The organism is Corynebacterium sp. H78, assembly GCF_037572275.1.
GTDB lineage: Bacteria > Actinomycetota > Actinomycetes > Mycobacteriales > Mycobacteriaceae > Corynebacterium.
In genome coordinates, this window is the sequence record NZ_JBBHKX010000001.1 from 37,890 (window position 1) to 62,443 (window position 24,554).

Annotated in this window: 22 protein-coding genes and 2 tRNA genes; 13 read left to right on the forward strand and 11 right to left on the reverse strand. The window is 55.0% G+C overall.

The window, feature by feature from the left end; genetic code table 11:
* The first annotated feature begins 33 nt into the window (after positions 1 to 33).
* Complete coding sequence (gene trxA, locus WG934_RS00165; RefSeq protein ID WP_339988181.1) at positions 34 to 354, forward strand: thioredoxin; 321 nt, start codon at positions 34 to 36, stop codon at positions 352 to 354.
* Positions 355 to 690: 336 nt separating this feature from the next.
* Positions 691 to 1,878, forward strand: coding sequence for an N-acetylmuramoyl-L-alanine amidase (locus WG934_RS00170; RefSeq protein WP_339976357.1), 1,188 nt, complete (start codon positions 691 to 693; stop codon positions 1,876 to 1,878).
* Here WG934_RS00170 and WG934_RS00175 read toward each other — a convergent pair.
* The 8 genes from WG934_RS00175 to rpmH form a co-directional block, all read right to left on the reverse strand.
* Complete coding sequence (locus WG934_RS00175; RefSeq protein ID WP_339988182.1) at positions 1,848 to 2,687, reverse strand: hypothetical protein; 840 nt, start codon at positions 2,685 to 2,687, stop codon at positions 1,848 to 1,850. The two genes, WG934_RS00170 and WG934_RS00175, sit on opposite strands and share 31 nt — an antisense overlap.
* 12 nt (positions 2,688 to 2,699) lie before the next feature.
* On the reverse strand, positions 2,700 to 3,911 hold the full coding sequence (locus tag WG934_RS00180; protein WP_339988183.1) for a ParB/RepB/Spo0J family partition protein: 1,212 nt from the start codon (positions 3,909 to 3,911) through the stop codon (positions 2,700 to 2,702).
* 16 nt (positions 3,912 to 3,927) lie between these two features.
* Complete coding sequence (locus WG934_RS00185) at positions 3,928 to 4,884, reverse strand: ParA family protein (protein ID WP_339988184.1); 957 nt, start codon at positions 4,882 to 4,884, stop codon at positions 3,928 to 3,930.
* Between the two features lie 138 nt (positions 4,885 to 5,022).
* Positions 5,023 to 5,694, reverse strand: coding sequence for a 16S rRNA (guanine(527)-N(7))-methyltransferase RsmG (rsmG, locus tag WG934_RS00190; RefSeq protein ID WP_339988185.1), 672 nt, complete (start codon positions 5,692 to 5,694; stop codon positions 5,023 to 5,025).
* 623 nt (positions 5,695 to 6,317) lie between these two features.
* Complete coding sequence (yidC, locus tag WG934_RS00195; RefSeq protein WP_339988186.1) at positions 6,318 to 7,487, reverse strand: membrane protein insertase YidC; 1,170 nt, start codon at positions 7,485 to 7,487, stop codon at positions 6,318 to 6,320.
* Between the two features lie 91 nt (positions 7,488 to 7,578).
* Positions 7,579 to 7,977 carry a membrane protein insertion efficiency factor YidD gene (gene yidD, locus WG934_RS00200; RefSeq protein WP_445228157.1) on the reverse strand — a complete coding sequence of 133 codons (399 nt, stop codon included), beginning with the start codon at positions 7,975 to 7,977 and terminating at the stop codon, positions 7,579 to 7,581.
* A complete protein-coding gene (gene rnpA, locus WG934_RS00205; protein WP_339988187.1) occupies positions 7,913 to 8,287 on the reverse strand; it encodes a ribonuclease P protein component in 375 nt (124 codons plus the stop codon). Before rnpA ends, yidD begins: the two co-directional genes overlap by 65 nt.
* A gap of 18 nt (positions 8,288 to 8,305) precedes the next feature.
* Positions 8,306 to 8,443 carry a 50S ribosomal protein L34 gene (gene rpmH / locus WG934_RS00210; RefSeq protein ID WP_035121629.1) on the reverse strand — a complete coding sequence of 46 codons (138 nt, stop codon included), beginning with the start codon at positions 8,441 to 8,443 and terminating at the stop codon, positions 8,306 to 8,308.
* A 721-nt stretch (positions 8,444 to 9,164) separates the two neighbouring features.
* Between rpmH and dnaA the strand changes: the two genes are divergently transcribed.
* From dnaA to WG934_RS00240, 6 genes are all read left to right on the forward strand, one after another.
* On the forward strand, positions 9,165 to 10,853 hold the full coding sequence (gene dnaA, locus WG934_RS00215; RefSeq protein WP_339988188.1) for a chromosomal replication initiator protein DnaA: 1,689 nt from the start codon (positions 9,165 to 9,167) through the stop codon (positions 10,851 to 10,853).
* A gap of 606 nt (positions 10,854 to 11,459) precedes the next feature.
* Positions 11,460 to 12,650 carry a DNA polymerase III subunit beta gene (dnaN, locus tag WG934_RS00220; protein ID WP_339976378.1) on the forward strand — a complete coding sequence of 397 codons (1,191 nt, stop codon included), beginning with the start codon at positions 11,460 to 11,462 and terminating at the stop codon, positions 12,648 to 12,650.
* Between the two features lie 38 nt (positions 12,651 to 12,688).
* Positions 12,689 to 13,900 carry a DNA replication/repair protein RecF gene (gene recF / locus WG934_RS00225; RefSeq protein ID WP_339988189.1) on the forward strand — a complete coding sequence of 404 codons (1,212 nt, stop codon included), beginning with the start codon at positions 12,689 to 12,691 and terminating at the stop codon, positions 13,898 to 13,900.
* The gene (locus WG934_RS00230; RefSeq protein ID WP_339988190.1) at positions 13,893 to 14,561 is read left to right on the forward strand and encodes a DUF721 domain-containing protein; all 669 of its coding nucleotides are present in this window, start codon (positions 13,893 to 13,895) and stop codon (positions 14,559 to 14,561) included. Before recF ends, WG934_RS00230 begins: the two co-directional genes overlap by 8 nt.
* Before the next feature lie 214 nt (positions 14,562 to 14,775).
* On the forward strand, positions 14,776 to 16,815 hold the full coding sequence (gyrB, locus tag WG934_RS00235; protein ID WP_339988192.1) for a DNA topoisomerase (ATP-hydrolyzing) subunit B: 2,040 nt from the start codon (positions 14,776 to 14,778) through the stop codon (positions 16,813 to 16,815).
* A gap of 590 nt (positions 16,816 to 17,405) precedes the next feature.
* Positions 17,406 to 18,362, forward strand: a complete 957-nt coding sequence (locus WG934_RS00240; RefSeq protein ID WP_339976385.1) for an alpha/beta fold hydrolase — start codon at positions 17,406 to 17,408, stop codon at positions 18,360 to 18,362.
* Here the strand turns inward: WG934_RS00240 and WG934_RS00245 are convergent.
* Together WG934_RS00245 and WG934_RS00250 are read right to left on the reverse strand one after the other, a co-directional pair.
* Positions 18,331 to 18,585 carry a TetR family transcriptional regulator gene (locus tag WG934_RS00245; protein ID WP_339988194.1) on the reverse strand — a complete coding sequence of 85 codons (255 nt, stop codon included), beginning with the start codon at positions 18,583 to 18,585 and terminating at the stop codon, positions 18,331 to 18,333. The two genes, WG934_RS00240 and WG934_RS00245, sit on opposite strands and share 32 nt — an antisense overlap.
* A 9-nt stretch (positions 18,586 to 18,594) precedes the next feature.
* Positions 18,595 to 18,804, reverse strand: coding sequence for a CopG family transcriptional regulator (locus tag WG934_RS00250; protein ID WP_339976389.1), 210 nt, complete (start codon positions 18,802 to 18,804; stop codon positions 18,595 to 18,597).
* Positions 18,805 to 19,016: 212 nt separating this feature from the next.
* Here WG934_RS00250 and gyrA point away from each other — a divergent pair, with 212 nt between their 5' ends.
* The 4 genes from gyrA (at position 19,017) to WG934_RS00270 (ending at position 22,367) form a co-directional block, all read left to right on the forward strand.
* Positions 19,017 to 21,572, forward strand: a complete 2,556-nt coding sequence (gene gyrA, locus WG934_RS00255) for a DNA gyrase subunit A (RefSeq protein ID WP_445228161.1) — start codon at positions 19,017 to 19,019, stop codon at positions 21,570 to 21,572.
* A gap of 5 nt (positions 21,573 to 21,577) precedes the next feature.
* Entirely contained in the window at positions 21,578 to 21,919 is a 342-nt protein-coding gene (locus WG934_RS00260) for a DUF3566 domain-containing protein (RefSeq protein ID WP_339976393.1), read from the forward strand.
* A gap of 245 nt (positions 21,920 to 22,164) precedes the next feature.
* A tRNA-Ile gene (locus WG934_RS00265) sits at positions 22,165 to 22,238 on the forward strand.
* A gap of 56 nt (positions 22,239 to 22,294) precedes the next feature.
* Positions 22,295 to 22,367, forward strand: a tRNA-Ala gene (locus WG934_RS00270).
* Positions 22,368 to 22,698: 331 nt separating this feature from the next.
* On the opposite strand, the gene WG934_RS00275 is transcribed toward WG934_RS00270, so the two are convergent.
* Positions 22,699 to 23,691, reverse strand: coding sequence for a hypothetical protein (locus WG934_RS00275; RefSeq protein ID WP_339988196.1), 993 nt, complete (start codon positions 23,689 to 23,691; stop codon positions 22,699 to 22,701).
* Between the two features lie 278 nt (positions 23,692 to 23,969).
* Between WG934_RS00275 and WG934_RS00280 the strand changes: the two genes are divergently transcribed.
* On the forward strand, positions 23,970 to 24,479 hold the full coding sequence (locus WG934_RS00280) for a peptidylprolyl isomerase (RefSeq protein ID WP_445228162.1): 510 nt from the start codon (positions 23,970 to 23,972) through the stop codon (positions 24,477 to 24,479).
* The last annotated feature ends 75 nt before the right edge of the window (positions 24,480 to 24,554 follow it).

Consider the following 24,554-nt stretch of genomic DNA (forward strand, 5'->3'; position numbering starts at 1 on the left):
CCCTTTATTCTTCTATCCGTCGGAGGTACTCCCATGTCCGTTATCAATGTAAAGACCGATTCCTTCAAGTCCACTGTCATCGACTCTGACAAGCCAGTTCTCGTTGACTTCTGGGCAGAGTGGTGTGGACCTTGCCGCAAGCTCGGTCCAGTAATTGATGAGTTGTCTGAAGAAATGGCTGACCAGGCTGTTTTCGCCAAGGTGAACGTCGATGAGGAGCGCACGCTCGCTGGCATGTTCCAGATCATGTCGATTCCTACTGTCCTGATCTTTAAGGATGGCCAGAAGGTCGAGGAACTTGTCGGTGTTCGTCCAAAGTCCGATATCCGCGCGAAGCTCGAAGCTCACGCCTAATTGACGCGCCCTGTGCGATGTGTGGCACTGAACAGGGGTACTCCGTTGGATTCCCGGCGTTAGTCGGATCACATTATGGCGTGCCCCTAGTTTCGGTGGCACGTTAAGTGTGTTTTGGATGTAAACTTCTGTGGTTCTGGTGGGTTCGCTAGTTATCCATAGCTGAACACCGTGAACTATTAACGATCTCGATAGTCATTAACTATTGGATCGTTATTAAACACCAGGTCTAACCCGTATTTTGTTCCAAGCTTTTTTTGCTCTAGCTGGTAGTCTATTCACACGTTAGGCGCATGAAAGCTGCCTTTCACTGTCGTGAATTCGAAGGGAGTCGACGTGCCAGAGTTTCTCCAGGTTGGGGACCGTTCACCTCGCGTAGCTGAGGTTCGTTCCACTCTGGCTCGCCTTGGACTGCTCCCCAATTGGGGTGGCGATGTCTCTGGTGGCAATTCTCCACAATGGTCTGGAGATGACGACGTTTTTGACGAAGAGCTGTGCGAAGCTCTTCTGGCCTTTCAGCAGTCTCGTGGCATTCTCGCTGACGGTATTATCCGTGATCAGACTTTGAACCTTCTCCGCGAAGCGTCGTACAAACTGGGCGCACGTGTACTCAGCTTTGATCCGATGACTCCAATGACCGGCGAGGATGTCGCCCAGTTGCAGTCCACTCTGCAGGAGCTTGGGTTCCACGACGCACGGGTCGATGGTCATTTTGGTCCACGAACCGATGCCGCTGTCCGCGAATACCAGATGAACTACGGCCTTGAATCTGACGGTATTTGTGGTCCTAAGACTCTTCGCGCCCTCAGCTACCTCGGTCGCCGGGTGACCGGCGGATCTCATGTTCGTTTTCACGAGCGGGAGGCAGTTCGCGCAGCTGGCCCAAAGCTCGGTGGCAAGCGCATTGTAATCGATCCTGGCCTTGGCTCTGGAAATCCGGGTCAGGTAGTTCAGGGACCATTCGGGCGGATTACTGAAGAGGAGATCCTATGGGATCTTGCTTCACGCATCGAAGGACGTCTTGTGGCCACCGGTGCCGAAACAATTCTGTCCCGACCACGCACCGATAACCCTTCAGTGGAAGACCGTGCGGAACTTGCCAACGCATTCGGCGCGGACGTAGTGATCTCTCTGCAGGCCGATGGATACTGCAACGAACGCGCCTCTGGTGTTTCTACCTTTTACTTCGGCTCTGAAGCAGGAAATAGCTCCATTCTGGGCGAGCAGTTGTCTGGACTGATCCAGCGTGAAATTGTTGCTCGGACGTCCCTCGCGGATTGCCGCACTCATGCTCGTACGTGGGACGTACTGCGTCTCACGCGCATGCCGACGGTTGAGGTGTGCGTTGGCTACCTGACCAATCCTGATGACGTCGCTGTATTGACTTCACCGCAGGATCGCGATGCTATTGCCGAATCCATTGTGGTGGCAGTAAAGCGCTTGTACCTTGCCGACGAAGACGAGCAGCCGTTGACCGGAACCTACAGTTTCGTTCAACTTCTGGAAGCCGAGAAGAACTCGTAGTTCTTCTTTCCCATGGCCGACTGCAAGGCAACCTGACGGTCCAACGCACTACCCATCGCCTCACTCCAATCCAGATTGGGAGTGAGGTTTTTTCGTAGGCGTGGGTGCGTTGGATGGGGCCTTACGACGGTAAAGCCTGCCTCAATCAATACCTTCGTGCTAATTAGATCTCCCGGCCCATGCGCCACATCGGACATCTTGTCTGCAGTGCAAGCATGGGCAGCATTCTTGAGATCCAGAGAATCGATGACCTGCTCGGTCAGCGTGAGATTCTCTGGAAGCGTTCCTTCCTCCATTTGGTCGATGTTGCCTGAGCAACCGAATGCCTCGACAGCCTTAATGCCTCGGTTTGTGAGGTGGCTGAGAGCGACCTCGATAAGCGCTCGTTGATTCGACTCTGTGACCTCAAAGGGTGCGTAGTGGAGGCTCGCAAGAAGGATTGCGTCAGACGATACTGGCGCGGTGGGGAGGCAACGAGCACGCGGCGTGAAGCCCGGCGGGGCGAAGAGGAGGGTGGCGATTGGTGTGTGCTGGTTTGTGCGTCTCAAAGAGAAGCCGCAGAGGCCCCAGGTAAGCGTTACGGCATTGAGCCAAGACTCTTTCTCGAAGCGCGTATCTGAAGGCGTCTGGGAGCCTTCTGACGCCCGTTCTGCACCGTTTCTAGCCGAAATCAGCCCGCTACTCAACTCTGTGGACCCAGAATCGACCCCAGGTTCGTCGCACGTCTGCCAAAACGTGCTGTTGAGGGCTTCGGAGTAGATCCCATCAAGGTCAGTGAGCTCGATGGGTTGTATGTAGACGGGACTCATGGACTTGGATTCTTAACTGTCGTTGTTCTCGATCATTGACATAATGCGGTCGAAGTCGTCAAGATCGCCGAACTCGATGACGATCTTGCCCTTGCGCTTACCCATGGTTGCGGTCACCTTGGTGTCGAAGGTGTCCGCCAGACGGCTAGCCCAGGTGTTCAAACGTTCTGGTTGTTCAATGGTGTTGCGTGCACGACGTGGCTCCGGCTGCTGTCCACGGTTGAGGAGAGTGACAGCCTCTTCAGTGGCACGCACCGACATACCCTCGGCCACGATGCGATTGGCAAGTGCCTCTTGATCATCTCGACCCGTCCGAACTCCCAGTAGTGCTCGGGCATGACCTGCCGACAGAACACCGGCCGCGACACGACGCTGCACTGGGACCGGCAACTGAAGCAGACGAATCATGTTGGTGATCATTGGTCGCGAACGCCCGATCTTATCCGCAAGTTGTTGTTGCGTGACATCGAACTCTTCGAGGAGCTGTTGGTAGGCTGCAGCCTCTTCGAGAGGATTCAGTTGGACGCGGTGGATATTCTCCAGCAAGGCATCGCGAAGCATGTCGGTGTCCGACGTCTCGCGAACAATCGCGGGGATAGTCTCCTGCTCCGCCCGCTGGCTTGCTCGCCAACGGCGCTCACCCATAATGATTTCAAACTCGGGCTGCACCGCGTCAGCATTGCGCTCCCGCGCTTGCTCCAGCGCCGTAGCACGGTCCTTGTCCTGGAGCGCGCGGACAACGATCGGCTGCATGAGTCCGAACTCGCGAATGGAGTGGGCGAGTTCGTTCAGCGGTTCTTCGTCGAAGACTTCACGGGGCTGCCGTGGATTCGGCGCAATCAGCTCTAGCGGAATTTCACGGTAGGTGGCACCAATTTCGGATGGGGCTTCAGTGGCCCCGCCCTGAGTTGTTGCGCTTCGACTGTCGCCCGACATTGTTTCACGTGAAACATCTCCACGTCCAGAACTTTTTTCGTCACCGTGACGTAATGCCCCCTCACTCAGGTGCCCGCCAGAAAGACCGGAATTTCGCGCCTTTCCACCTAAAAGTGGGTTCTCACGATTCGCAGTACCGCTGGGCTTACCGTTGCCGCTGCCGTTTCCAAAAATGATGTCGGCAGCAGAATCACCCACACCCACATGCGGATCCGGGGTAGTAGGGATCAGCGCAGCGAGTCCACGACCGAGACCACCACGTCGTGGCTCGTTCTTCTCATTAGACATTGTCAGCTAATCCCTTCTAGTTGTCACCTGACGACGGCTCGTCGTCACGCTTTTTCTCCGGAGAAACACCAATTGCCCCGGAAGTATCAGACGGAGTGTAGTCACCGCGCTTGGCCAATTCCTTAGCTGCATCCAAGTAGGCGAGTGCTCCGCGAGAGCCTGGATCGTATGCGATGACAGACTTGCCGTAGCCAGGAGCCTCGGAGACCTTAACCGAACGCGGAATGATATTGCGCAGAACTGCGTCACCAAAGTAGTTCCGCACCTCGTTGGCAACGTCCTCAGAAAGACGCGTCCTACTGTCGTGCATCGTGAGCAACACGGCACTGATGTGGAGGCGCTTGTTCAAATGCTGACGGATCATCTCAACGTTATTGAGAAGCTGGGTCACGCCCTCCAGAGCATAGAACTCGCACTGGATCGGAATAATGACTTCCTCGGCCGCCGTCATTGAGTTAAGAGTCAGCAACCCCAATGATGGGGGACAGTCAATGATCAAATAGTCAAAGTCATTGTCGATCAGGAAATCATCCGAGATTGCCTGGCGGAGACGCCGTTCGCGATTGAGGAGATTAACCAATTCTATCTCCGAACCAGCAAGATCCAGAGTCGCAGGTATCACCCACAGATTTTCAGACTCGGGGGACTGGCGCATGACATCCTCTGGTGACATTTCACCAAGAAGAATCTCGTACGTAGATGGAGTACCACTGCGATGCTCCACGCTGAGCGCCGTCGAAGCGTTGCCCTGCGGATCATTGTCGACCACTAGAACCTTCAGGCCATGCCGCGCAAGCGCCGAGGCGATGTTCACCGTCGAGGTGGTTTTGCCAACACCGCCCTTCTGGTTAGCGATGGTGATCCGTCGCGGATACTTGGGCTTAGGTAGTGAAAGACGATTAGGACCCTTTACCTTAGCCGCGCGTCGAGCAGCGGCTGCAATCGGAGTATCTTCCCAAGTCTCTCGACCCATTACATGTCCCCTTTGTAGTCAGATATCGGCACAGTAGTTGGCCTTTTCACATACTTGGTGGTGACTAAAGCTGCCGAAAGGGAGAACGTCACTGTGCGACGATCATGACCTCTTCCGAGCAGCTGTAGGCTTACCACCTTACTTCTTCTCGATACGAACGACATAGGTTGGGGTAGCCAAGTACTCGCTACCGACTTCAATCACCTCTGCGTTCATACCCTTCGCCTTCTTAATATCCCGCGCATCGCGTTCAATCTCCTCAGCTGCCGTCGATCCCTTCAGCGCGATCATATGACCGCCAGTCCTCACAAGAGGCAGCGACCACTTCGCAAGTTTGCCCAGGGGAGCTACCGCGCGAGACGTTGCAACATCCACTGCACCAATCTGCTTGACGACGGCCTTCTCCTCAGCGCGGCCCCGCACGACGGTAACGTTTTCGAGTGCTAGGTCAGCAACCACTTCATCGAGAAAGGTAGTTCGTCGAAGGAGGGGCTCAAGCAATGTGATCGTGAGGTCAGGCCGAGCGAGAGCTAGTGGGATGCCCGGCAATCCAGCGCCCGAACCGATGTCAACGACTGACTTATCTTCCTCGATCGCATCGCCCACTGCAGCGCAATTCAGGATGTGACGTTCCCACAAGCGTGGCACCTCTCGTGGGCCGATCAAACCTCGCACGGTGGCTTCAGCGCTCAGCCAACCCCAATATTCACGGGCCTTGTCTGCGTTCTCGCCGAACACACGCTCAATTTCGATTGTTGGTTCAGCGGGGATTTCTTCCGCTTCTCGTGGAGCTGCAATGTCGTCAGACATCAATCTTGACCTCTATCTGTAGCCGGCTAGCTATGGGGCAGTGGCACGCTATGCTCACTGGACGATAAGCGAAAAAGGATTCCCTCGCCGATGCTCTACGCAATGAGACTCTCTAAGGAATGAAACTCTCTTGGTTTCACGTGAAACATTGAGAATGAAACCCTGGCAGTCACATTGGCAAAACCCACGACGAGAACGAATCCGAACCGCTATCCATCTGAGTTAAACGATACCGGCTTGAACTGAGAACTCGCTAAACGGGGAACTCCGCGACAGCCAAATGGAGAGGTTTCACGTGAAACCATCGATGTTCCACGTGAAACCAAGGCGACAGCGCAAACGGGCCCCTTAATTACATCAATGACATTCCACCCGGAAGGCGACTCTTTCCGTCGCGGAGCGACGAACGATGATCGTCGCCTTCCGCAGACCGCCCGATCAAAGCGGGGCGCAAGGCCCTCCTCGGTAACCCAAACGAACACGGAAATCCCGCACGGCCAAAACTGCACTCTCGCTTCCTGGCGAACTCAACACATAAAGACCCAACACATAAAGAAAGCCCCCACCGAATGGTGGGGGTTTCAATTCTTCGTAGACGCCAACTTCGCTACAACTGTGAGCGCTTAACGCTTACGCTTCTTCTTCTTCCTTTGCTGCGGGCGTTGACCCGGCGCAGGCTTAGCTCCAGGAGTTCCCGTCACTGAGTCCTTCACTGGGCCCTGCTGGCCCTTAGAAGAGTCGCCAGATGGCAGGTGGCTCGACTTCACAGCGTTTCCAGGCTTCCCGACGGAGCCGTCGTTACGCGAGCCCGCAGACTGAGGCTTGCCGCCCTTCTTAGGGTTGACAGGCTTGGCGCCTGGCTTAGGGGCGAGGTTCTCCTGAACGCGACGCTTCTCCTCGGCCTTAGTAGCGAGCTCCTCAGCCTCTTCCTTATCCAGCTTCGAGAAGATGTACTTCTGCTGGAAGAAGGTCCAAATGTTGTTTGTGAGCATGTACACCAAAAGGCCGATGTGCCACATAAAGCCAGTGCCCAGAATCATCAGAGGGATGAACCAGAGCATCATCTTGTTCATCATGTCCATCTGCTGGCCCATTGGGCCTTCCTGGCGCTGCTGGAGGCCTGCCGCCTGACGAGCCTGCGTACGGTTCACCGACATGCGAGCGTTGAAGTGGGTAGCCAGTGCGGAGATGATCATCAGCGGGATAGCGACGATCATGATGTCCGTGCGTGTGAAGTCTGGTGCAGTACCAGGCGCGGTAAAGGCTGCGTACTGATCCTGGCCCATTGCTACGGAACCAGACAGTGGAGCATTCAGAACACGTGCCAGCAAGAAAGAGCGAACTTCCTCAACACCGAACAAGTAATTCGCTGTGTTCCAGTTCTGCTCGACACTCAGGCCGGCCTGTCCCGCGCCGGTGCCGGTGCGGTTGAACGAACGGAGTACGTGGAACAAACCAATGAAGACCGGCATCTGCACGAGCATTGGCAGACAGCCAGCAAGTGGGTTGACACCCATATCCTTCTGCAGCTTGCGCATCTCGAGTGCTTGCTGCTGCTGATCGTTCTTGTACTTCTCACGAATGGCAGCCATTGCTGGCTGCATCTGCTGCATCTTGATAGCAGACCGCTGCTGCTTCAACATCGGGCGGAAGAGAAGAACGCGGATCGTCATCACCAGGAGGACGATTGCGAGCACCCACGAGATTCCCGACTGTGGATCGAGAATAAATCCTGTGGCCTGGTGCCAGAACCACAAGATGGCCGAAATCGGCCAATAGACAAAATTGAGCACGGTGTAGGACTCACTCCTTACGGTTTTTCGAGTCGTGCGTTGTATAGCGGTCGCGTCTACGACAGCATTGTTACGACAGTCTTCCTAGAGGTTACCTGTGCATTCGCCTCCACCACGGCGCCAGGCCGGGATACGAGCGGGGGACTGGGTCCCAACCACCCGGGTGCCACGGCGCACACCGCATAATGCGAAGAAACGTCAACCACGTTCCACGAATCGCACCGAAGCGACGGACCGCAGTCAGACCGTAAGCGGAGCACGTCGGTTCAAACCGACAAGTGCCGCCACCTTTTAACGGCGAAATCCGCCGGCGGTAGAAAAGGAAGATACTTTCCACGGCTCGAGCACCAATAGATAGGCGGTTAGTGGGTTCGGAATGCTTTATGACGTCGTCGTCATGCGTGATTCCGTGTTTCCGTGTGGATTCATCGTCGCGGTGCGATTTTGAGGGCTGACCGCACATCTTTCTCCAACTCCTCGCTAGTGGCATCTGCACTTCGTGGTAGAGCTCGAATGACGATATCGAGATCAGCTGATATCTCTGGGGCTACCGCTGCAGCGATATGTCGGAGTTTTCGGGCAATTGCATGCCTCACCACCGAGTTGCCAACAGCTTTAGACACAATAAGGCCGACGTGCGGTCCGCCTTGTCTGACGAACGGCACATCGGCCTTCGCTCCCTGATAAGCAGAGCGGTCAAGAATATGCAGGACTACAGTCCTGCGTCCGACTCGGCGTCCTTTACGCACCACAAACGAGAAGTCTGCGGAACTTTGCAGCTTGAACTGCTGAGGGAGCACCTTGAATCGGTGTCTCTCTTAAGCAGAAAGACGTGCGCGGCCCTTGTTGCGGCGAGCTGCCACAACGGCACGGCCAGAACGGGTACGCATACGGGTACGGAAGCCGTGCACGCGTGCACGACGACGGTTATTCGGCTGGAACGTCCGCTTCGACACGGTTGACACTCCTAGGGTCTCTGAAACATTTTCTCTGGTCGTGATTGCAAGCGAACCCATCGGAATGAATTCAAGCTGACGCAATCAGGTCCGCGGGTTGTGCACAGTGAATAGCTAACCAAGTACTCGTTAACCACGTTCTGCACTATCGCGGGGTCATACTGTGTTCGCTCGACACCGTAACAACGAAGCGTGAACTTCACGGCTACAAGACATCAAACGTCAGAATATGACAGACCAGAACAGACTACGTTGTTTGGAGCCTGGAATACAAATCAACGCCCCGTCAAGTTACGAGGTCAATGAACCAATACACGCGATGTGAGCTGTGAGAACTCCACCAATTCCACAACTTTCCACAGTCACCCATTTTCATACAACTGTGGATAACTTGAAACACACGAGTCACAGTCGAGCTGGGACTTTAGAGTAAACGCCCAGGTCAACTCGACGCCATTTCAGCGTTAACCCCGTTTCACACGGTCCTGTGAGTTGTGGATAGACTGTGGATTAGTTTGATTCGATCGTTCTCCACAGCTGTGTATAACTTTGTGGAAGGCCAGGCCAGACGGCGTGGCTCAATGTGGACAAGAATCCCACACCCGATCGTTTCGTGGAATTTCATATTTTTGCAGTTTTCTACCTACGGTTGTCATACAACGACGAACAGCGCACCGTATCGGGGGACTGTTTTTCATGGTGTCTGTAACTCTCAAAAGGAATGTGCAATTTGTCTGAAGAATCGATGGAACTCGAACAGCTGTGGAAGAGCGTTCTTGATGTCCTGCTGTCAGACGAGGGCGCACCAGATCTTGGAATTGAACCTCTAGCAGCTCGCCACAAAGTACTTTTGAGGTCTGTGTCAGCAGGGGGACTTTTCCCAGGCTTCATCTTGCTTGTGGCACAGAACGAAATCACGCAGACGCTGGCAAAACTCGAGCTCAAGGACGAGATCGAGAAGGTTCTGACTTCTATTACTGGCGAGCCATTTAGCGCGACGATCACCATTGCAGAACCCGAACAATCGGCTCAGCAATTCCCAACGCAACACAACGTCCCTCAACAAATGCCATCACAAGCGCCGCAGGGACAGGATTATCAGGAACCGCAGCATTTCGGTGATCACACACCTCCAGTTCCGATGCCTCCGCAGCCCTCATCGGCTCACCCTGGTCAGTCGCAGCAGCTACCTCATCAGCAGACACCACAGCAGGGTCAGGTCCCACAACAGTCAGCTGAATTTCAAGAACCGTATAACGACTGGCGAAGCGTGAATCTGACGCATGGGGGAGATTCTCCACAAGCACCGCAGGCTAAGAAGCCTTTTCAGCGCTATGGCCGAACAGCTGAGACCCCTTTCGAAATGATGACTCCGGATCGCGAACCATCGTTGAATCCGAAATACACCTTCGAGACGTTCGTTATCGGGCCACAAAATCAGTTCGCACACGCATCAGCGATCGCAGTCGCTGAACAGCCAGCACGTGCCTACAATCCGCTGTTCATTTCTGGTGGTTCTGGCCTAGGTAAGACACATTTGTTGCACGCTATTGGTCACTACGCTCGCAATCTGGATCCAAAATTGCGAGTTCGATACGTGTCTAGTGAAGAGTTCACCAACGACTTCATTAATTCGGTCCGTGACGACGCCCAGGAATCATTCAAGCGTCGATACCGCGAACTCGACATGTTGATGATCGACGACATCCAGTTCCTCGAAGGCAAGGAGGGTACTCAGGATGAGTTCTTCCACACTTTCAACGCGTTGCACCAGGCCAACCGCCAAATTGTATTGACGTCCGACCGCCCGCCTCGCGAGCTAAAGACACTGGAAGAGCGCCTGCGCACCCGCTTCGAGTGGGGGCTGATGACTGACCTGCAGTTCCCGGATCTGGAAACTCGCATTGCAATTTTGTCCAAGAAAGCTCGCATTGACGATCTGCAGGTACCTCACGAAGTACTGCAGTACATTGCGGAAAATGCTTCATCGTCGATCCGCGAGCTCGAGGGAAGTCTGATTCAGGTCACGGCGAATGCGTCGATGCGCAAGATTCCTGTGACTCTGGAGTTGGCGGAAGAGATCATTGGCACAAATGCCGCAGAGATCGAGTTGACCCCGGACATCATCATTTCCGCTACGGCTGAGTACTACGACCTCAAGGTGTCTGATCTGCTGGGAAGCAGCAAAACTCGTCCGGTAGCGCATGCTCGCCAAATCGCGATGTACCTGACGCGATCTCTCATCGACCTTTCCTTGCCTGCAATTGGCAAGGAGTTTGGCAACCGCGACCATTCGACTGTTTTGTACGCATATCGCAAGATCAGCAAGGAGATCGCGGAAAAGAAGCCAACGAAGGACCAGGTCAACGATTTGACCACCCGCGTCCGGGACAAGGCTCGCGGCCACTAGCTTCTCCGTACGCTCACATTGCGCACACCTTTCAGGTCTGTGCTTTACGACGACCGCCCCTGTGGATCATTTCGATGCTCCATGGGGGTGTTCGTCGTTAAGTGGGGTGAGCGAGTGGGGGATCGCGCGGAACGTGGGCACCCGTTTTTGCATGTCACGTATGTAATTACACAAATGTAATTTATGGCATCAGCTTGTTGGCAACCACCGGATTTACAGTGGAGCAAGCTGTGGATGAATAGGAGGATCTGTGGATAACGCGGTATGCATCAAATCTATCCACAGAGGAAGTAGGTTATCCACAAACTCTGCACTGAAGTGTAAACAGCAATAAAACGGCGTCGACCAGCGCAGTTCGGCTCATTCCACAGAGTGCACAGGACCTACAACTACTACCCACTATCTAAATCTCAGAAACGTGAAAAGAAAAGGGAGCTCAACTTTTCTGTGAATGACAAAATTTCAAAGAGGAACGCCGGACACCCAACCGTCAAGGATTAGAATTTGTAACTTGCCTGGAGTTCGCTGGCTTACGACTCTGGGATAAGGTTGTAGTTCAAAGAACGTGAATGAAGCACAAGATTTTGTCGGAGGATCGAGACCACGATGAGTTACGAGAACGTACGTTTCCGCGCTGCAAAGCATGATCTCGCGGAAGCAGTGGGATGGGTTGCTCGTAATTTGCCAGCTCGACCTACACAGCCGATTCTTCGTGCCATGGTTTTCGAAGCCACGTTTGAGGGACTGGAAATCGTTGGATACGACTACGAAGTTTCCACACAGATTCGAATCTCCGCTGAGGTTGAACAGCCAGGTCGATTCGCGGTGAATGGCAAACTTGTTGCAGATATCGTGTCGAAGCTACCGAATATGCCAATCGAGATGAACTTCGATGGCACCAAGGTTTTTGTCACTTGTGGCCAGTCCAACTTCGAACTGCCAAGCATGACTCTCGAGGATTACCCAGCTTTACCAGAGATTCCTGCGGCAACAGGCACCATTGACCAGAAGCTATTTTCTGATGCCATTCATCAGGTTGTGGTGGCAGCAGGCAGGGATGAAACACTGCCGATGCTTACTGGTGTGCGGATGGAAACTGAGGGCAACCATGTCACGATGGCCGCGACCGACCGCTTCCGCCTTGCAGTTCGTACTTTTGAGTGGAACCAGATTCCCGAGGGCAACGCAGCTCTGATCATTCCTGCAAAGACTTTGACCGAAGCCGCGCGTTCGTTGGAAACTTCCAGCAGCGAGCCTGTGACCTTGGCATTTGGCGACGGATCCGATGGTAAGGCTATTGGTGAAGGTGGCATGCTGGGCATTTTGGGCGAGGAACGTCGCACGACGACTCGTCTGCTCGATACTGACTTCCCAAAGTTCGGTCCACTATTGCCAACGCACCATTCGTCGCTGGCTGCAATCCAGATCGAGCCACTGCGGGAAGCTATTCGCCGTGTGTCGCTCGTTACGGATCGAAATGCTCGTATTCAGATGAGCTTCTCCGAGGGGTCGTTGGTGCTGTCTGCACACGGTGATGAAGCTGGTCGTGCTGAAGAAACCATTCCTTGCGATTTCTACGGCGAACCTTTGACTGTTGCTTTCAACCCGGCGTACTTGTCTGATGGCCTGACGGCTGTCGATAGCGATCGCGTGGTCATGGGCTTCACTCAGCCATCGCGACCTGCAATTATGATTCCGGAACCAGAGGAACTGCCAACCCCTGATGAATCCGGTATGTACCCAACTCCTGAGACGTACTACACGTACCTTCTCATGCCACTTCGCTTGTCCAACTAGTGCGCTAGCGCGCCGCTGGTCAGGCCGCAAAGGCTTCCATGTACCTTCGTTATTTGTCTCTTCGTGATTTTCGGTCGTGGCCCGAGTTCGAACTCGAGCTGACGCCCGGAATCACGGTATTCACCGGCAAAAATGGCTATGGAAAGACCAATATTGTGGAGGCCGTCGGCTATCTGTCCACGTTGTCATCGCACCGGGTGTCACAGGATGCGCCTCTTATTCGCTCTGGTGCCGAATCAGCCCGTATTTCTGCCACGGCTGTGAACGATGGTCGAGAACTCACTGCTCATCTGCTCATCAATCCGCACCGTGCCAACCAAGCTCAGCTGAATCGCACGCGATTGCGCAGCACACGCGAACTTTTGGGCACAGTGCGTTCAGTGTTCTTTGCCCCCGAGGATTTGGAGTTGGTGAAGGGCGATCCTGGTGGTCGACGTCGCTATCTCGACGATCTTCTCGCTTTACGACGACCGCGACTAGCCGGTATCCGCATCGAATATGACAGAATCCTCCGCCAGCGAAACGCCCTGCTGAAAACTGCTGGTGCATCGTTGCGTCGGGGCTATTCTTCGGCGGAAGGTGAAGCCGCGCTGGCCACCTTGGATACGTGGGATGCACAGATCGCCCAGGTAGGAGCTGTATTAACTTCGGCTCGCGCCGAGCTTGTCCGGGAACTTGGCCCATTGGTGGAGGATGCGTATAAGACGTTGGCGCCGTCGTCACGTTTGGCGAAAATCTCTTACGTGTCGAAGCTGACGGAAGACCTGGGTGGCGAGGACATCCCGGTGGATGTCGAGATGGTCGAGGCTTTGCTGCTTGCTCGGCTGGGTCGAATGCGCCAGCGCGAAATCGAGCGTGGTGTGTCACTAGTGGGGCCGCATCGCGATGACCTGGGACTTATTCTGGGCCAGGATCCGGCAAAGGGGTTCGCCAGTCACGGTGAGACATGGTCTTTTGCACTATCACTGCGACTTGCGTCGTACTTCCTGTTGAAGGAGGACGGACCAGACCCGATTCTCGTGCTCGATGATGTGTTCGCGGAGCTTGATCGACAGCGTCGTGAAGCATTGATCGATATTGCGGTGCACGCTGAACAGGTGTTGATTACCTCAGCGGTGGGCGAGGAATTGCCGAAAGCGCTGTTTGCAGTGGCAAAGGACAATAATGTGCAGGTCAGCACCTACTCTGTGACGGTAAAGGACACCCACGAGGGTCGCGTGTCCGTGTTGGCGGGGGCTGACAGTGACTGACGATACGACAGCTAAGGCAAGCGGCAAGGATGCAGCAACCGAGTCAGCGAGCCACGATCTGGTGGCGCTGACTTTTGCAAGAATGCGGTCTCAGGCAGAAAGTGCTGGGTATAAGCCACCGTCATTGCAAAGGCCACCGCGAAGGAATTCGGGGTGGAGTTTGGAGGCAGCGTCGACACGGCCGAACACGCTTGGCGAGAGTGATGTTGCTGAGGATGGCAAACCTGTGGTCAGGGACATTGCAGGAACGCGTGTTCCAGATCAATTTCTGTACTCGCCGGGTATCAAAATCTGGCGGAAGAAGGACCGGTCGCCAGTTAGCATCGGTTCGGTCTTAGCTAAGCAATCGACGGAGCGTGGCTGGCATCGAAATATTGCGCATGGCGTGATCATGACGAAGTGGCCTGAGATTGTGGGCAGTGTTGTCGCAGAGCACACGGAAGTGCGTGAGTTCAAGGATTCAACGGTGATCGTGCAGTGCTCCTCGAGTGCGTGGGCGACACAACTAAGATTAGCGCAGGCCACAGTGCTCAAAAACATTGCAGAGGCCGTTGGGGATGGCATCGTTGATGAGCTAAAGATATACGGTCCACAGGCGCCTAGCTGGCGAAAGGGTCGGTTTCACGTCAAAGGTCGCGGTCCGCGCGACACGTATGGCTGATCCCGGAAGACATAAAATCGCAACGATATTCTCTGAATTAATCCCACAACACGGACGATAGAATCGCCTCAACGGCGATTTAAGCCGGTTGTGTTGGCGGTCAAGTGGGGGACTACAGGGTATGATGGTCTAAGGTTATTATTTTGGCTCAGGACGCGAACTTTCAGTGCACTCCCGAGTTTTATTGTTGAACATAGAAGGAGACCTGCTCCACGTGACTGCTAGCGAGAAGCAATATGATGCGTCATCGATCACCATTCTCGAGGGGTTAGAGGCTGTCCGTAAGCGGCCGGGCATGTACATCGGCTCTACCGGTGAACGCGGTCTGCATCACCTGGTGTGGGAAGTAGTCGACAACTCAGTCGATGAAGCTATGGCGGGCCACGCTACCAACGTTGAAGTCACCTTGTTGGAAGACGGTGGCGTTGAAGTTATTGACGATGGTCGTGGCATTCCAGTTGAGATGCACCCATCCGGCGCACCGACTGTGCAGGTAGTTATGACGCAGCTGCACGCTGGTGGCAAGTTCGACTCTGATTCTTATGCAGTCTCGGGCGGTTTGCATGGTGTGGGTATCTCCGTCGTCAACGCACTTTCAACGCGCGTTGAGGCACATATTACTCGCGATGGCTACCAGTGGATTCAGAAGTTCAACAATGCTCAACCAGAAGCATTGGTCCAGGGTAAGAAAGCTCGTGGTTCCGGAACGGTCATTCGGTTCTGGCCAGATCCAGAAATTTTTGAAACCACTGATTTCAACTTCGATACCATCGCTCGACGCCTCCGGGAGATGGCCTTCCTGAACAAGGGCCTCACCATCACGCTCGTCGATAAGCGAGTGTCGGAAGAGGAGATTGAGAAGGAAGAGCTTGCTGAACAGGCTGAGCTTGAGTCGGCTGCAATCGCAAAGGATGCGACTGAAGCGGAATCCGAGAAGGAAGAAAAGGAAACCAAGAAGCGCGAGAAGCGCAAGGTGTACCACTACCCGAACGGTTTGATCGACTACGTCGATGCGCTGAATAAGTCGAAGACGATAATTCATCCAACCATCGTGAGCTTCGATGCTGCGGCAGAAGAGCACGAGGTAGAAATTGCGATGCAGTGGAACTCCGGTTACTCGGAGTCCGTACACACTTTCGCCAACACTATTAATACGGTCGAAGGCGGTACGCACGAAGAGGGTTTCCGTTCTGCGTTGACGTCGTTGATGAACCGCTATGCCCGCGAGCACAAGCTGCTGAAGGAAAAGGAAAGCAACCTCACTGGTGAGGATTGCCGCGAAGGCCTCGCAGCTGTTATTTCGGTCCGTGTGGCAGATCCTCAGTTCGAGGGTCAGACGAAGACGAAACTGGGCAATACCGAGATTCGTTCCTACGTACAGCGCATGACCAACGAGCACATCGGTCACTGGCTGGAGGCAAATCCAGCCGAAGCGAAGACGATCATTAATAAGGCGATTTCGTCGGCTCATGCTCGGCAGGCGGCGCGAAAGGCCCGTGACCTGGTTCGTCGTAAGTCTGCGACGGACCTGGGTGGATTGCCGGGCAAGTTGGCAGATTGCCGCTCGAAGGATCCGTCACAGTCTGAACTGTTCATCGTGGAGGGCGACTCCGCAGGTGGTTCCGCGAAGTCGGGCCGTAACTCGATGTTCCAGGCAATTCTTCCTCTGCGAGGCAAGATTCTGAATGTTGAAAAGGCCCGTCTGGATAAGACCCTGAAGAACGCCGAGGTCCAGGCGATCATCACCGCGCTGGGTACCGGCATTCACGATGAGTTCGATATTTCGAAGCTGCGGTATCACAAGATTGTGCTGATGGCCGATGCTGACGTCGACGGCCAGCACATTGCGACGCTGCTGCTCACCCTGCTGTTCCGATTGATGCGTCCGCTCATTGAAGAAGGTCACGTCTACTTGGCGCAGCCACCTCTCTACAAGTTGAAGTGGGGTAAGGGCGAGCCTGGTTATGCGTACTCGGATGTCGAGCGCGATGAGCAGCTCGAAATCGGCTTGAAGGCAAATCGCAAGATTAACCAGGACGATGGTATTCAGCGTTACAAGGGTCTCGGTGAAATGAACGCCGCTGAGCTGTGGGAAACCACAATGGATCCAACAAACCGAGTGCTTCGCCAGGTTTCTTTGGAAGATGCCCAGCGTGCGGATGAACTGTTCACCATCCTCATGGGTGACGATGTCGCTTCACGACGGTCGTTTATTACCCGCAACGCCAAGGACGTTCGATTCTTGGATGTCTAGTGTGAACTAGGCCTTAGAGCAAGTAGTACCTTTGAGCAGCAACGCCACTGTGGGCGTTGCTGCTTTTTGTTTCTATTTTTTCTATGTTCGGGACCGTTGAAACGCTGCGGTTTGGCCAGAATACGAGACCTGCGATTTCCAATCGGTTCGGTAGCTCCACTGCAGCCCATGAGAAAAACATGCGACCTGGGCTTTTGCGAAAAAGGATCGGGCTGCATAGGAGCTACCGAGCCGATTGAATGTGTTGGATACTCGCTCATTCGAACTTCGATAAGACCAGTTCAACATGCATTGATTATTGGTAAACCCCAATCATAGGCACAAATGAAAAATCAGCCAAGCCCCACTATAGGACTGGCTGATCATTTACTCTTCCCGCAATACTCGTGCAATATTCGTATGCACTTTGGCAATTGCCACCATGTATCGTCGCCGACGGCCTCAATAACCACCGAACACAACATAGTCACACCGAAGACAACATTACTCTCTTGTGGCCAATGTGAAAAGACGGGTTCCGCTACCCACGGCTGACCCAGCCAAGTTGTCAAATGTCTCATTTCTACAACAAAACCGTTATTCTATCCGCTATGACTCGACCAGATAGTGAATCTCGGCGCCCGGGCATGATGTTTAACGGTGAGCCTGCAGAGAAGCCATACATCGTCCGTCAGCAGCTCGCTGATGGTTCGGTTACTCCTATGGCGCTGCGGTGGCCGGAGGGACAGCCTCGCGGGATCGTCGTTATCTGGCCTGGTTTCGGCATGGGTTCTCGCTACTACCGTCCAATGGCAAAGGAGCTCCAAGAACGAGGTTTCTCTGTCCTGGTGTCTGAGTTGCGTGGTCAGGGAAGTCAGACGGCGATCGCTTCTCGACGAAGCAATTGGGGCTACCACGACCTTGCTAGCATCGACTACGTTGCTGCAGTTCGAGTGGCTCGTCGTGAATTCGAGACGGACGGCAAGAAATTGCCACTCTATTTCATGTGCCATTCCATGGGTGGCCAGATTGCATCGCTCTATGTGTCCAGGCCAGAAGCTGATGTGGACGGAGTTATGACCATTGGATCGGGCACCCCGCATTACATTCGCTTCTCTGGTCGAGAGAAGAAGCGTTTGATTTGGGGCGCTCCAGTGATGCAGTACGTGTCGTTCATTTTCGGCTATTGGCCTGCTGGGCGGCTTGATCTAGCACGATATGGCCGTCAGGCTGCCAATCATGTTCGTGAATGGGCAGGTTTTGCGCGAACCGGTCGAATTCGTCCGTACCGAGCTGACCAAAACTACGAGCGCGAGATGCTGAAGGTCAGAACCCCCATGCTCATGGTGACTTGCGGTGGCGACCGCGACTGCCCACCAGACTCAGCAATGGACTTGGCATCACGTCTGCCAAAGGCCGCCGCATTTGAGTTCATCGAACGCCGACTAGGTCATAACCGCTGGGCGCGAGAGCCAGAAACCGTTGCCGATCGTTTCGAGCAGTTCATCGACGATATCGCCCAGGGAAAGCACAACCCTAGCGTTCCAACGCCGAAGCGACACGACTAAGTACCGCAGCGAACTCCTCATTCGAGCTGGTCAACGGCTCCAAACGCGTGATCGTATCGACAATGGCACGATTACGCTGCCCCCGCGACCTATACAGTTCAACCCCGCCAATTTGCGCCGAAGTGACAGCCGCCACGGCCACCAATGCGGGCATTGATCTGATGGTCGCCCCAAACTCATCACAGATGACATCTGCGATGACAAGTACGTCATCAGCGTTCATGGATGCCTCCTACTGACCACGGCGAACACGGGCGCTCAACGCTCGAAACTCGGCAACTTCAGCTCGCGCCAGCTCTTGCAGTTCAGCAGTGCGCACTGTTCGTGCTGCCTTCTCGACGATCGCCCGCGCAGCAGCTTCCTGTTTTGACACGCCTTGCGCTTGAGCAAGGAGAGTCAGTGCGGTGTCTTGTTCTTGGGTTAGTCGCAACGTCATGGCCATAGCGCCGAGAATACGCCAGAAACATGCGCTGTTGGTATCACCTTGGTATCAGATTTGAGGCGTGCTCGTCGTAAAGCGGGCATCAGGAGCACGTAGAATGAAAAGGTCTGATCCCTAATAAAGGAATATGAGTGAGCGACAACAATAACGACGGCACTCTTGGTGGCGGTGGGCATCACGGAGAGATCCGGCCAATCGACATCAATGAGGAGATGCAGTCCAGCTATATCGATTACGCCATGAGTGTGATCGTGGGTCGTGCGCTACCAGAAGTGCGCGACGGCCTGAAGCCGGTGCATCGCCGCATTCTGTATGCAATGTTCGACAATGGTTATCGGCCAGAACGCGGATACGTAAAGTCCGCGAAGCCGGTTTCGGACACCATGGGTAACTACCACCCACATGGTGACGCCGCCATTTACGACACCATGGTTCGCATGGCTCAGCCATGGTCCATGCGCTACCCGCTGGTAGATGGCCAGGGCAACTTCGGTTCGCGTGGCGACGACGGCCCTGCAGCGATGCGATACACCGAGGCCCGTCTGACACCGTTGGCAATGGAGATGGTTCGCGATATTCGCGAGAATACCGTCGACTTCCAGCCAAACTACGACGGTCGTACGACCGAGCCTGTGGTGATGCCATCGCGCATTCCACAGCTGCTCATGAATGGTTCCGGCGGTATTGCCGTCGGTATGGCAACCAACATTCCTCCGCACAACCTGAATGAGGTTGCCGCGGCTATTAACTGGTGCCTGGATAACCCAGAGGCAGATGACAAGACGGCTTTGGAAGCTGTCATGGAACGCATCAAGGGACCTGACTTCCCAACGGCGGCACTGATCGTTGGCGACAAGGGCATCAAGGAGGCGTACACCACGGGTCGCGGTTCGATCCGCATGCGTGGTGTCACCGAGATTGAGCAGGAAGGCAATCGCCAGTCGATTGTCATCACTGAGCTGCCATACCAGGTCAACCCAGACCGCATGATCGCAAATATTGCGGATCAGGTTCGCGACGGTCGTCTCGCAGGCATTGCGTCGATTGAAGACGAAACTGACTTGAAGTGGGGCATGCGCATTGTCGTTAAGCTCAAGCGCGATGCAGTGCCACGCGTGGTACTGAACAATCTGTACAAGCACTCGCAGCTGCAGACCAGCTTCGGTGCGAACATGCTCTCCATCGTCGATGGCGTGCCACGCACGCTACGTATCGACCAGATGGTGCGCCTGTACGTCGATCATCAGATCGAAGTCATCATTCGACGTACTCAGTTCCGTCTCGATGAGAAGGAAAAGCGCGCTCACATTCTCCGCGGCCTGGTTAAGGCCCTGGACATGTTGGACGAGGTCATTGCCCTGATTCGCCGCTCGGCGACGGTCGACACTGCGCGCACCGGATTGATGGATCTCCTGGATATCGACGAGATTCAGGCAGACGCCATCTTGGCTATGCAGCTGCGTCGTCTCGCAGCTCTGGAACGCCAGAAGATCGTCGACGAACTCGCCGAGATCGAAGAAATCATCGCAGACCTGAAAGACATTCTGGCAAGCCCAGAGCGTCAGCGTCAGATCGTCAAGGATGAACTGGCGGAGGTCGTCGGAAAGTTCGGTGACGAACGCCGAACCCAGATCATCGCCGCAGATGGTGACGTGACGGAAGAGGACCTGATCGCGCGTGAGAACGTAGTTGTCACGATTACGTCGACTGGTTACGCCAAGCGCACCAAGGTTGATGCGTACAAGGCTCAGCGACGTGGCGGGAAGGGCGTTCGTGGTGCGGATCTGAAGCAGGATGACATCATCCGTCACTTCTTCGTCTGCTCGACGCACGACTGGATTCTGTTCTTCACCAACCTTGGTCGCGTTTACCGTCTCAAGGCATACGAATTGCCAGAGGCAACGCGTGCGGCACGTGGTCAGCACGTTGCTAACCTGCTGGAGTTCCAGCCAGGCGAGCGTATCGCCGAGGTCCTGCAGATTCAGACCTACCAGGACAGCCCATACCTCGTCTTGGCAACGCAGTCCGGCAAGGTGAAGAAGTCTCGCCTGGAGGACTACGAATCTGCACGCTCTGCTGGCCTTATTGCCATCAACCTGAAGGATGGAGACCGTCTCATCGGTGCCCGTCTGTGCGATGCGGACAACGACCTACTGCTCGTCTCCGAGCGCGGTCAGGCGATCCGCTTCAGCGCTGACGATGACGCACTGCGCCCAATGGGCCGCGCCACCGCTGGTGTCCAGGGCATGCGCTTCAAGGGTGACGACAAGCTGCTGTCCATGGTTGTCGTTGAAGAGGATCACAACTTGCTCGTTGTCACCACAGGTGGCTTCGGTAAGAAGACCAAGCTCAGCGAATACACGCCACAGAAGCGTGGCGGCATGGGCGTACTCACCCTGAAGTACGACCCGAAGCGAGGTCCGCTGATGGGCGCACTGGTTGTAGACAACGACGCGGAAGTCTTCGCTGTCACCACCGCAGGCGACATCATCCGCACCCGAGTCAACGAGATCCGCGCTACTTCGCGTGCAACGAAGGGCGTGGCACTGGTCAAGCTTGCACCAGGTAACGAAGTCCTCGCTATCGACCGCAACGTTGAAGAGGAAGGCGAAGAAACCGCATCTAAGGTTTCTGAAGCTGGCACTCTGGACGTGGTAGCTGCACGCGCTGGCGGAGTCTCCGCGGATACCAACGTGGATTCCCCGGCCGTGAACCCAAGCGACGATGCAGATGATGCTGACAACGCTGACAACGAAGGCAAGGAGTAATCCACATGTCTGATGCGACTGACACGCACCTGACGATTCGCCAAATCAGCCCCTGGGCCGTCATGCGAATCTCGGCAGCGGTCGGTGTCGTAGGTTTCCTGGCGTGGATGATTGCCGTAGGCCTCATTTACGTCGTCCTCGAAGGCATGGGCTTTTGGAACCGCTTCGCCGAGCTTGTCGGTGGCGACGGCGGCGTCTCAGCTGGTCTGGTCTTCGGCCTCGGCGCAGCAATCGGTGCTCTCTGGATGGTTTTGGTTACGGCCCTGGCTACCCTCGGCGCGATTGTCTACAACGCATGTTCCGATTTCGTCGGCGGCATCAAGATTGCCGTCCGCGATACGGACTAGTTGGTACTGAGCTTCGTACCCAGCTTCACGACGGCACCCTCCTCAGCACTTCCTCCATCAATGGGGGAGGAGTTGGGGAGGGTTTTCGCTGTGTTTACGAACTATTTAGAGGAATTTTTGGTCCGTAGGCGAGGATGCGGGGAAAAGAGCGTCGTAAAGCGTGCTTCAATGATGCTGTAAATATGGCCTTTGACCAGGCGATTTGTGTTCAGTAAGCCGTTCGGGTTAAGTTATATCCCGGTTCAGGGCCTATAGCTCAGGCGGTTAGAGCACTTCGCTGATAACGAAGGGGTCGGAGGTTCAAGTCCTCCTAGGCCCACCCCGAACTGATTTTGTTCAGACAGAACAGTCTGATACAATCTTTTTGTTCGGTAAGGGGCTTTAGCTCAATTGGTAGAGCACCACCTTTGCAAGGTGGGGGTCAGGGGTTCGATTCCCCTAAGCTCCACAACTTCCCCAGGGATTCGCGAAAGCGGGTTCCTGGGTTTTTTGCATGAGTCGGTGGCGGAGGCGGTTAGGGGCCGATGCCTTGAGATTTCATCCTCTGGCCACTTATGACCGCGTGGACAACATTTCACGCTTTTTCGGCGGATATTGTTGCTGGCACGGTCATAGGTGGCCGGTAGTGAAGTGTTTGGGCGGTAGATCGCGCTTGAGGGCTACGAAACAATGAAAAAGCGCCAGGCTCTGATCCTCGGATACCAATCGGAATCCGAGCGACCAGAACACTGGCGCGGAGTAACGCTTCGTAGCTAACTCAACCGGCTAGCTAGTTTGCCCTACTTGTTGGAGCCTGGCTTTGGCTTCTTGACCTGAACTGGCTTTGGAGCCTTTGGCTTCTTTGCAGCTGCCGCAGAACCTGGCTTTGGCGGCTGCACGACTGAGGGCGAAACCTCAGCCTGGCTGGACACCTCGTTAACTACAGCGTCGTCAGCCTTATCGTTCAGAACCTTGTCGCCGGCATCGGTGCCTGGAGCGTCCGTTTCTGGGGTCTCTGGTGCGACTGGAGCGTCCGCATCAGCGATAACGGTTGGCTCTGCAGCCTCAGCAGCCTCGGACTCGGAAACGTTGACGTCCTCGTCAGTTACCTGCGCCTCAGCGACCTTGTCTGCATTCGCAGCCTTCTTCTCGGCGCGAGCAGCCTTCGCGTCGGCTGCCTTGGCAGCAGCGGTTTCCTTAACGTCAGCTGCCTTCTTCGAGACTGCGGACTTCACCTCAGTTGCCTTCTGCTTCACTGGGGTTGGATCCACTGGGAGCTTCTCATCCTTGCGGAGCTTCCATACCAGCGCTGCAATCAGAGCAGAGACGAATACGAAAACCAGGGTAGCGGTAGCGAGGCGACCAGACTTCTCACGCTCTGCTTCCTTGCCGGAAACGCGATCCACAGCCTTCTGTGCCTTTACCTCCAAGTCCTTGCGGGTCTTGGCGGCATCCTTGCGCAGCTGCTTCGCATCCTTGCGAGCCTGCTTCTTCGCCTTGCACGACTGCTTCGAAGCCTTCTTCTTGGCCTCCTTGCTCTTCTTCAGGCCGTCGTCAAGTAGAGCCTGGCGCTTCTGTGCAACAGCATCGCGCTTTTCGGCAGCTACCTCACGAGCATCCTCCGCGAACGCAGTTGCCCGCTTCTTAGCTTCGGCATTGCGCTCGGCGGCAAGCTTCTTGGCTTCCTGAATGGTGTCGTACAACTCGACCTGCTTCTTTGCTCGGTACTCGTCGTACATCGAGTAAGCCTGCTTCGCCCCTGCAAGAGCGAGAGACAGCGTCTTGGTGTTCATTAAACTCTCCTGACGTGTTTCGCTTTCTGTCGCAGTAAACGACAGACAGTTACCTACAACAATATGCGGTTTCCGGGAACAATGTTCGTCTAAGTGAGGCATCCGCAGCACTCTTGACACACTTGTAATGCACAGTTCACCCAACCACGACTTAGATCCATGACTGTGAACGCCCTTTTCGGCGAGCTTTACGACGCAAAATCCCGAGGAAGTACTCACAGTCGAAAGTAAAGGTAGGTATCGTTGGCGACGTGACTATTAAGACTGCAACCGCAACCATGCACACCAACCACGGCGACATTGTCATCGAGCTGTTTGGCAACCATGCGCCAAACACCGTGGACAACTTCGTTGGCCTCGCTGAGGGAACCAAGGAGTACTCCAGCCAGAACGCTGCTGGTAATGACTCCGGCCCGTTCTACGATGAGGCGATCTTCCACCGCATCATCGCTGGCTTCATGATCCAGGGTGGCGACCCATTGGGCACCGGCACCGGCGGACCTGGCTACATGTTCGACGACGAGATTCACCCTGAACTGCAGTTCGACCGCCCATACTTGCTTGCTATGGCTAATGCAGGCAAGCGCGGTGGCCGTGGCACCAACGGCTCGCAGTTCTTCATCACCGTCGTTCCAACCCCACACCTGAACGGCAACCACACCATTTTCGGTGAGGTCACCGACGAGGCATCCAAGAAGGTTGTCGACGAAATCGCTCGCGTCGCTACCGACCACTGGGATCGCCCACTGGAGCCAGTTGTGATTACCTCGATCGATATCGAGAAGTAAATACCTGGTAGTTCGTGAAGTGGCGCTGCTAGATCATCTCTAGCGCTCAACTTTTTGACCGCATGCACCTTCGGG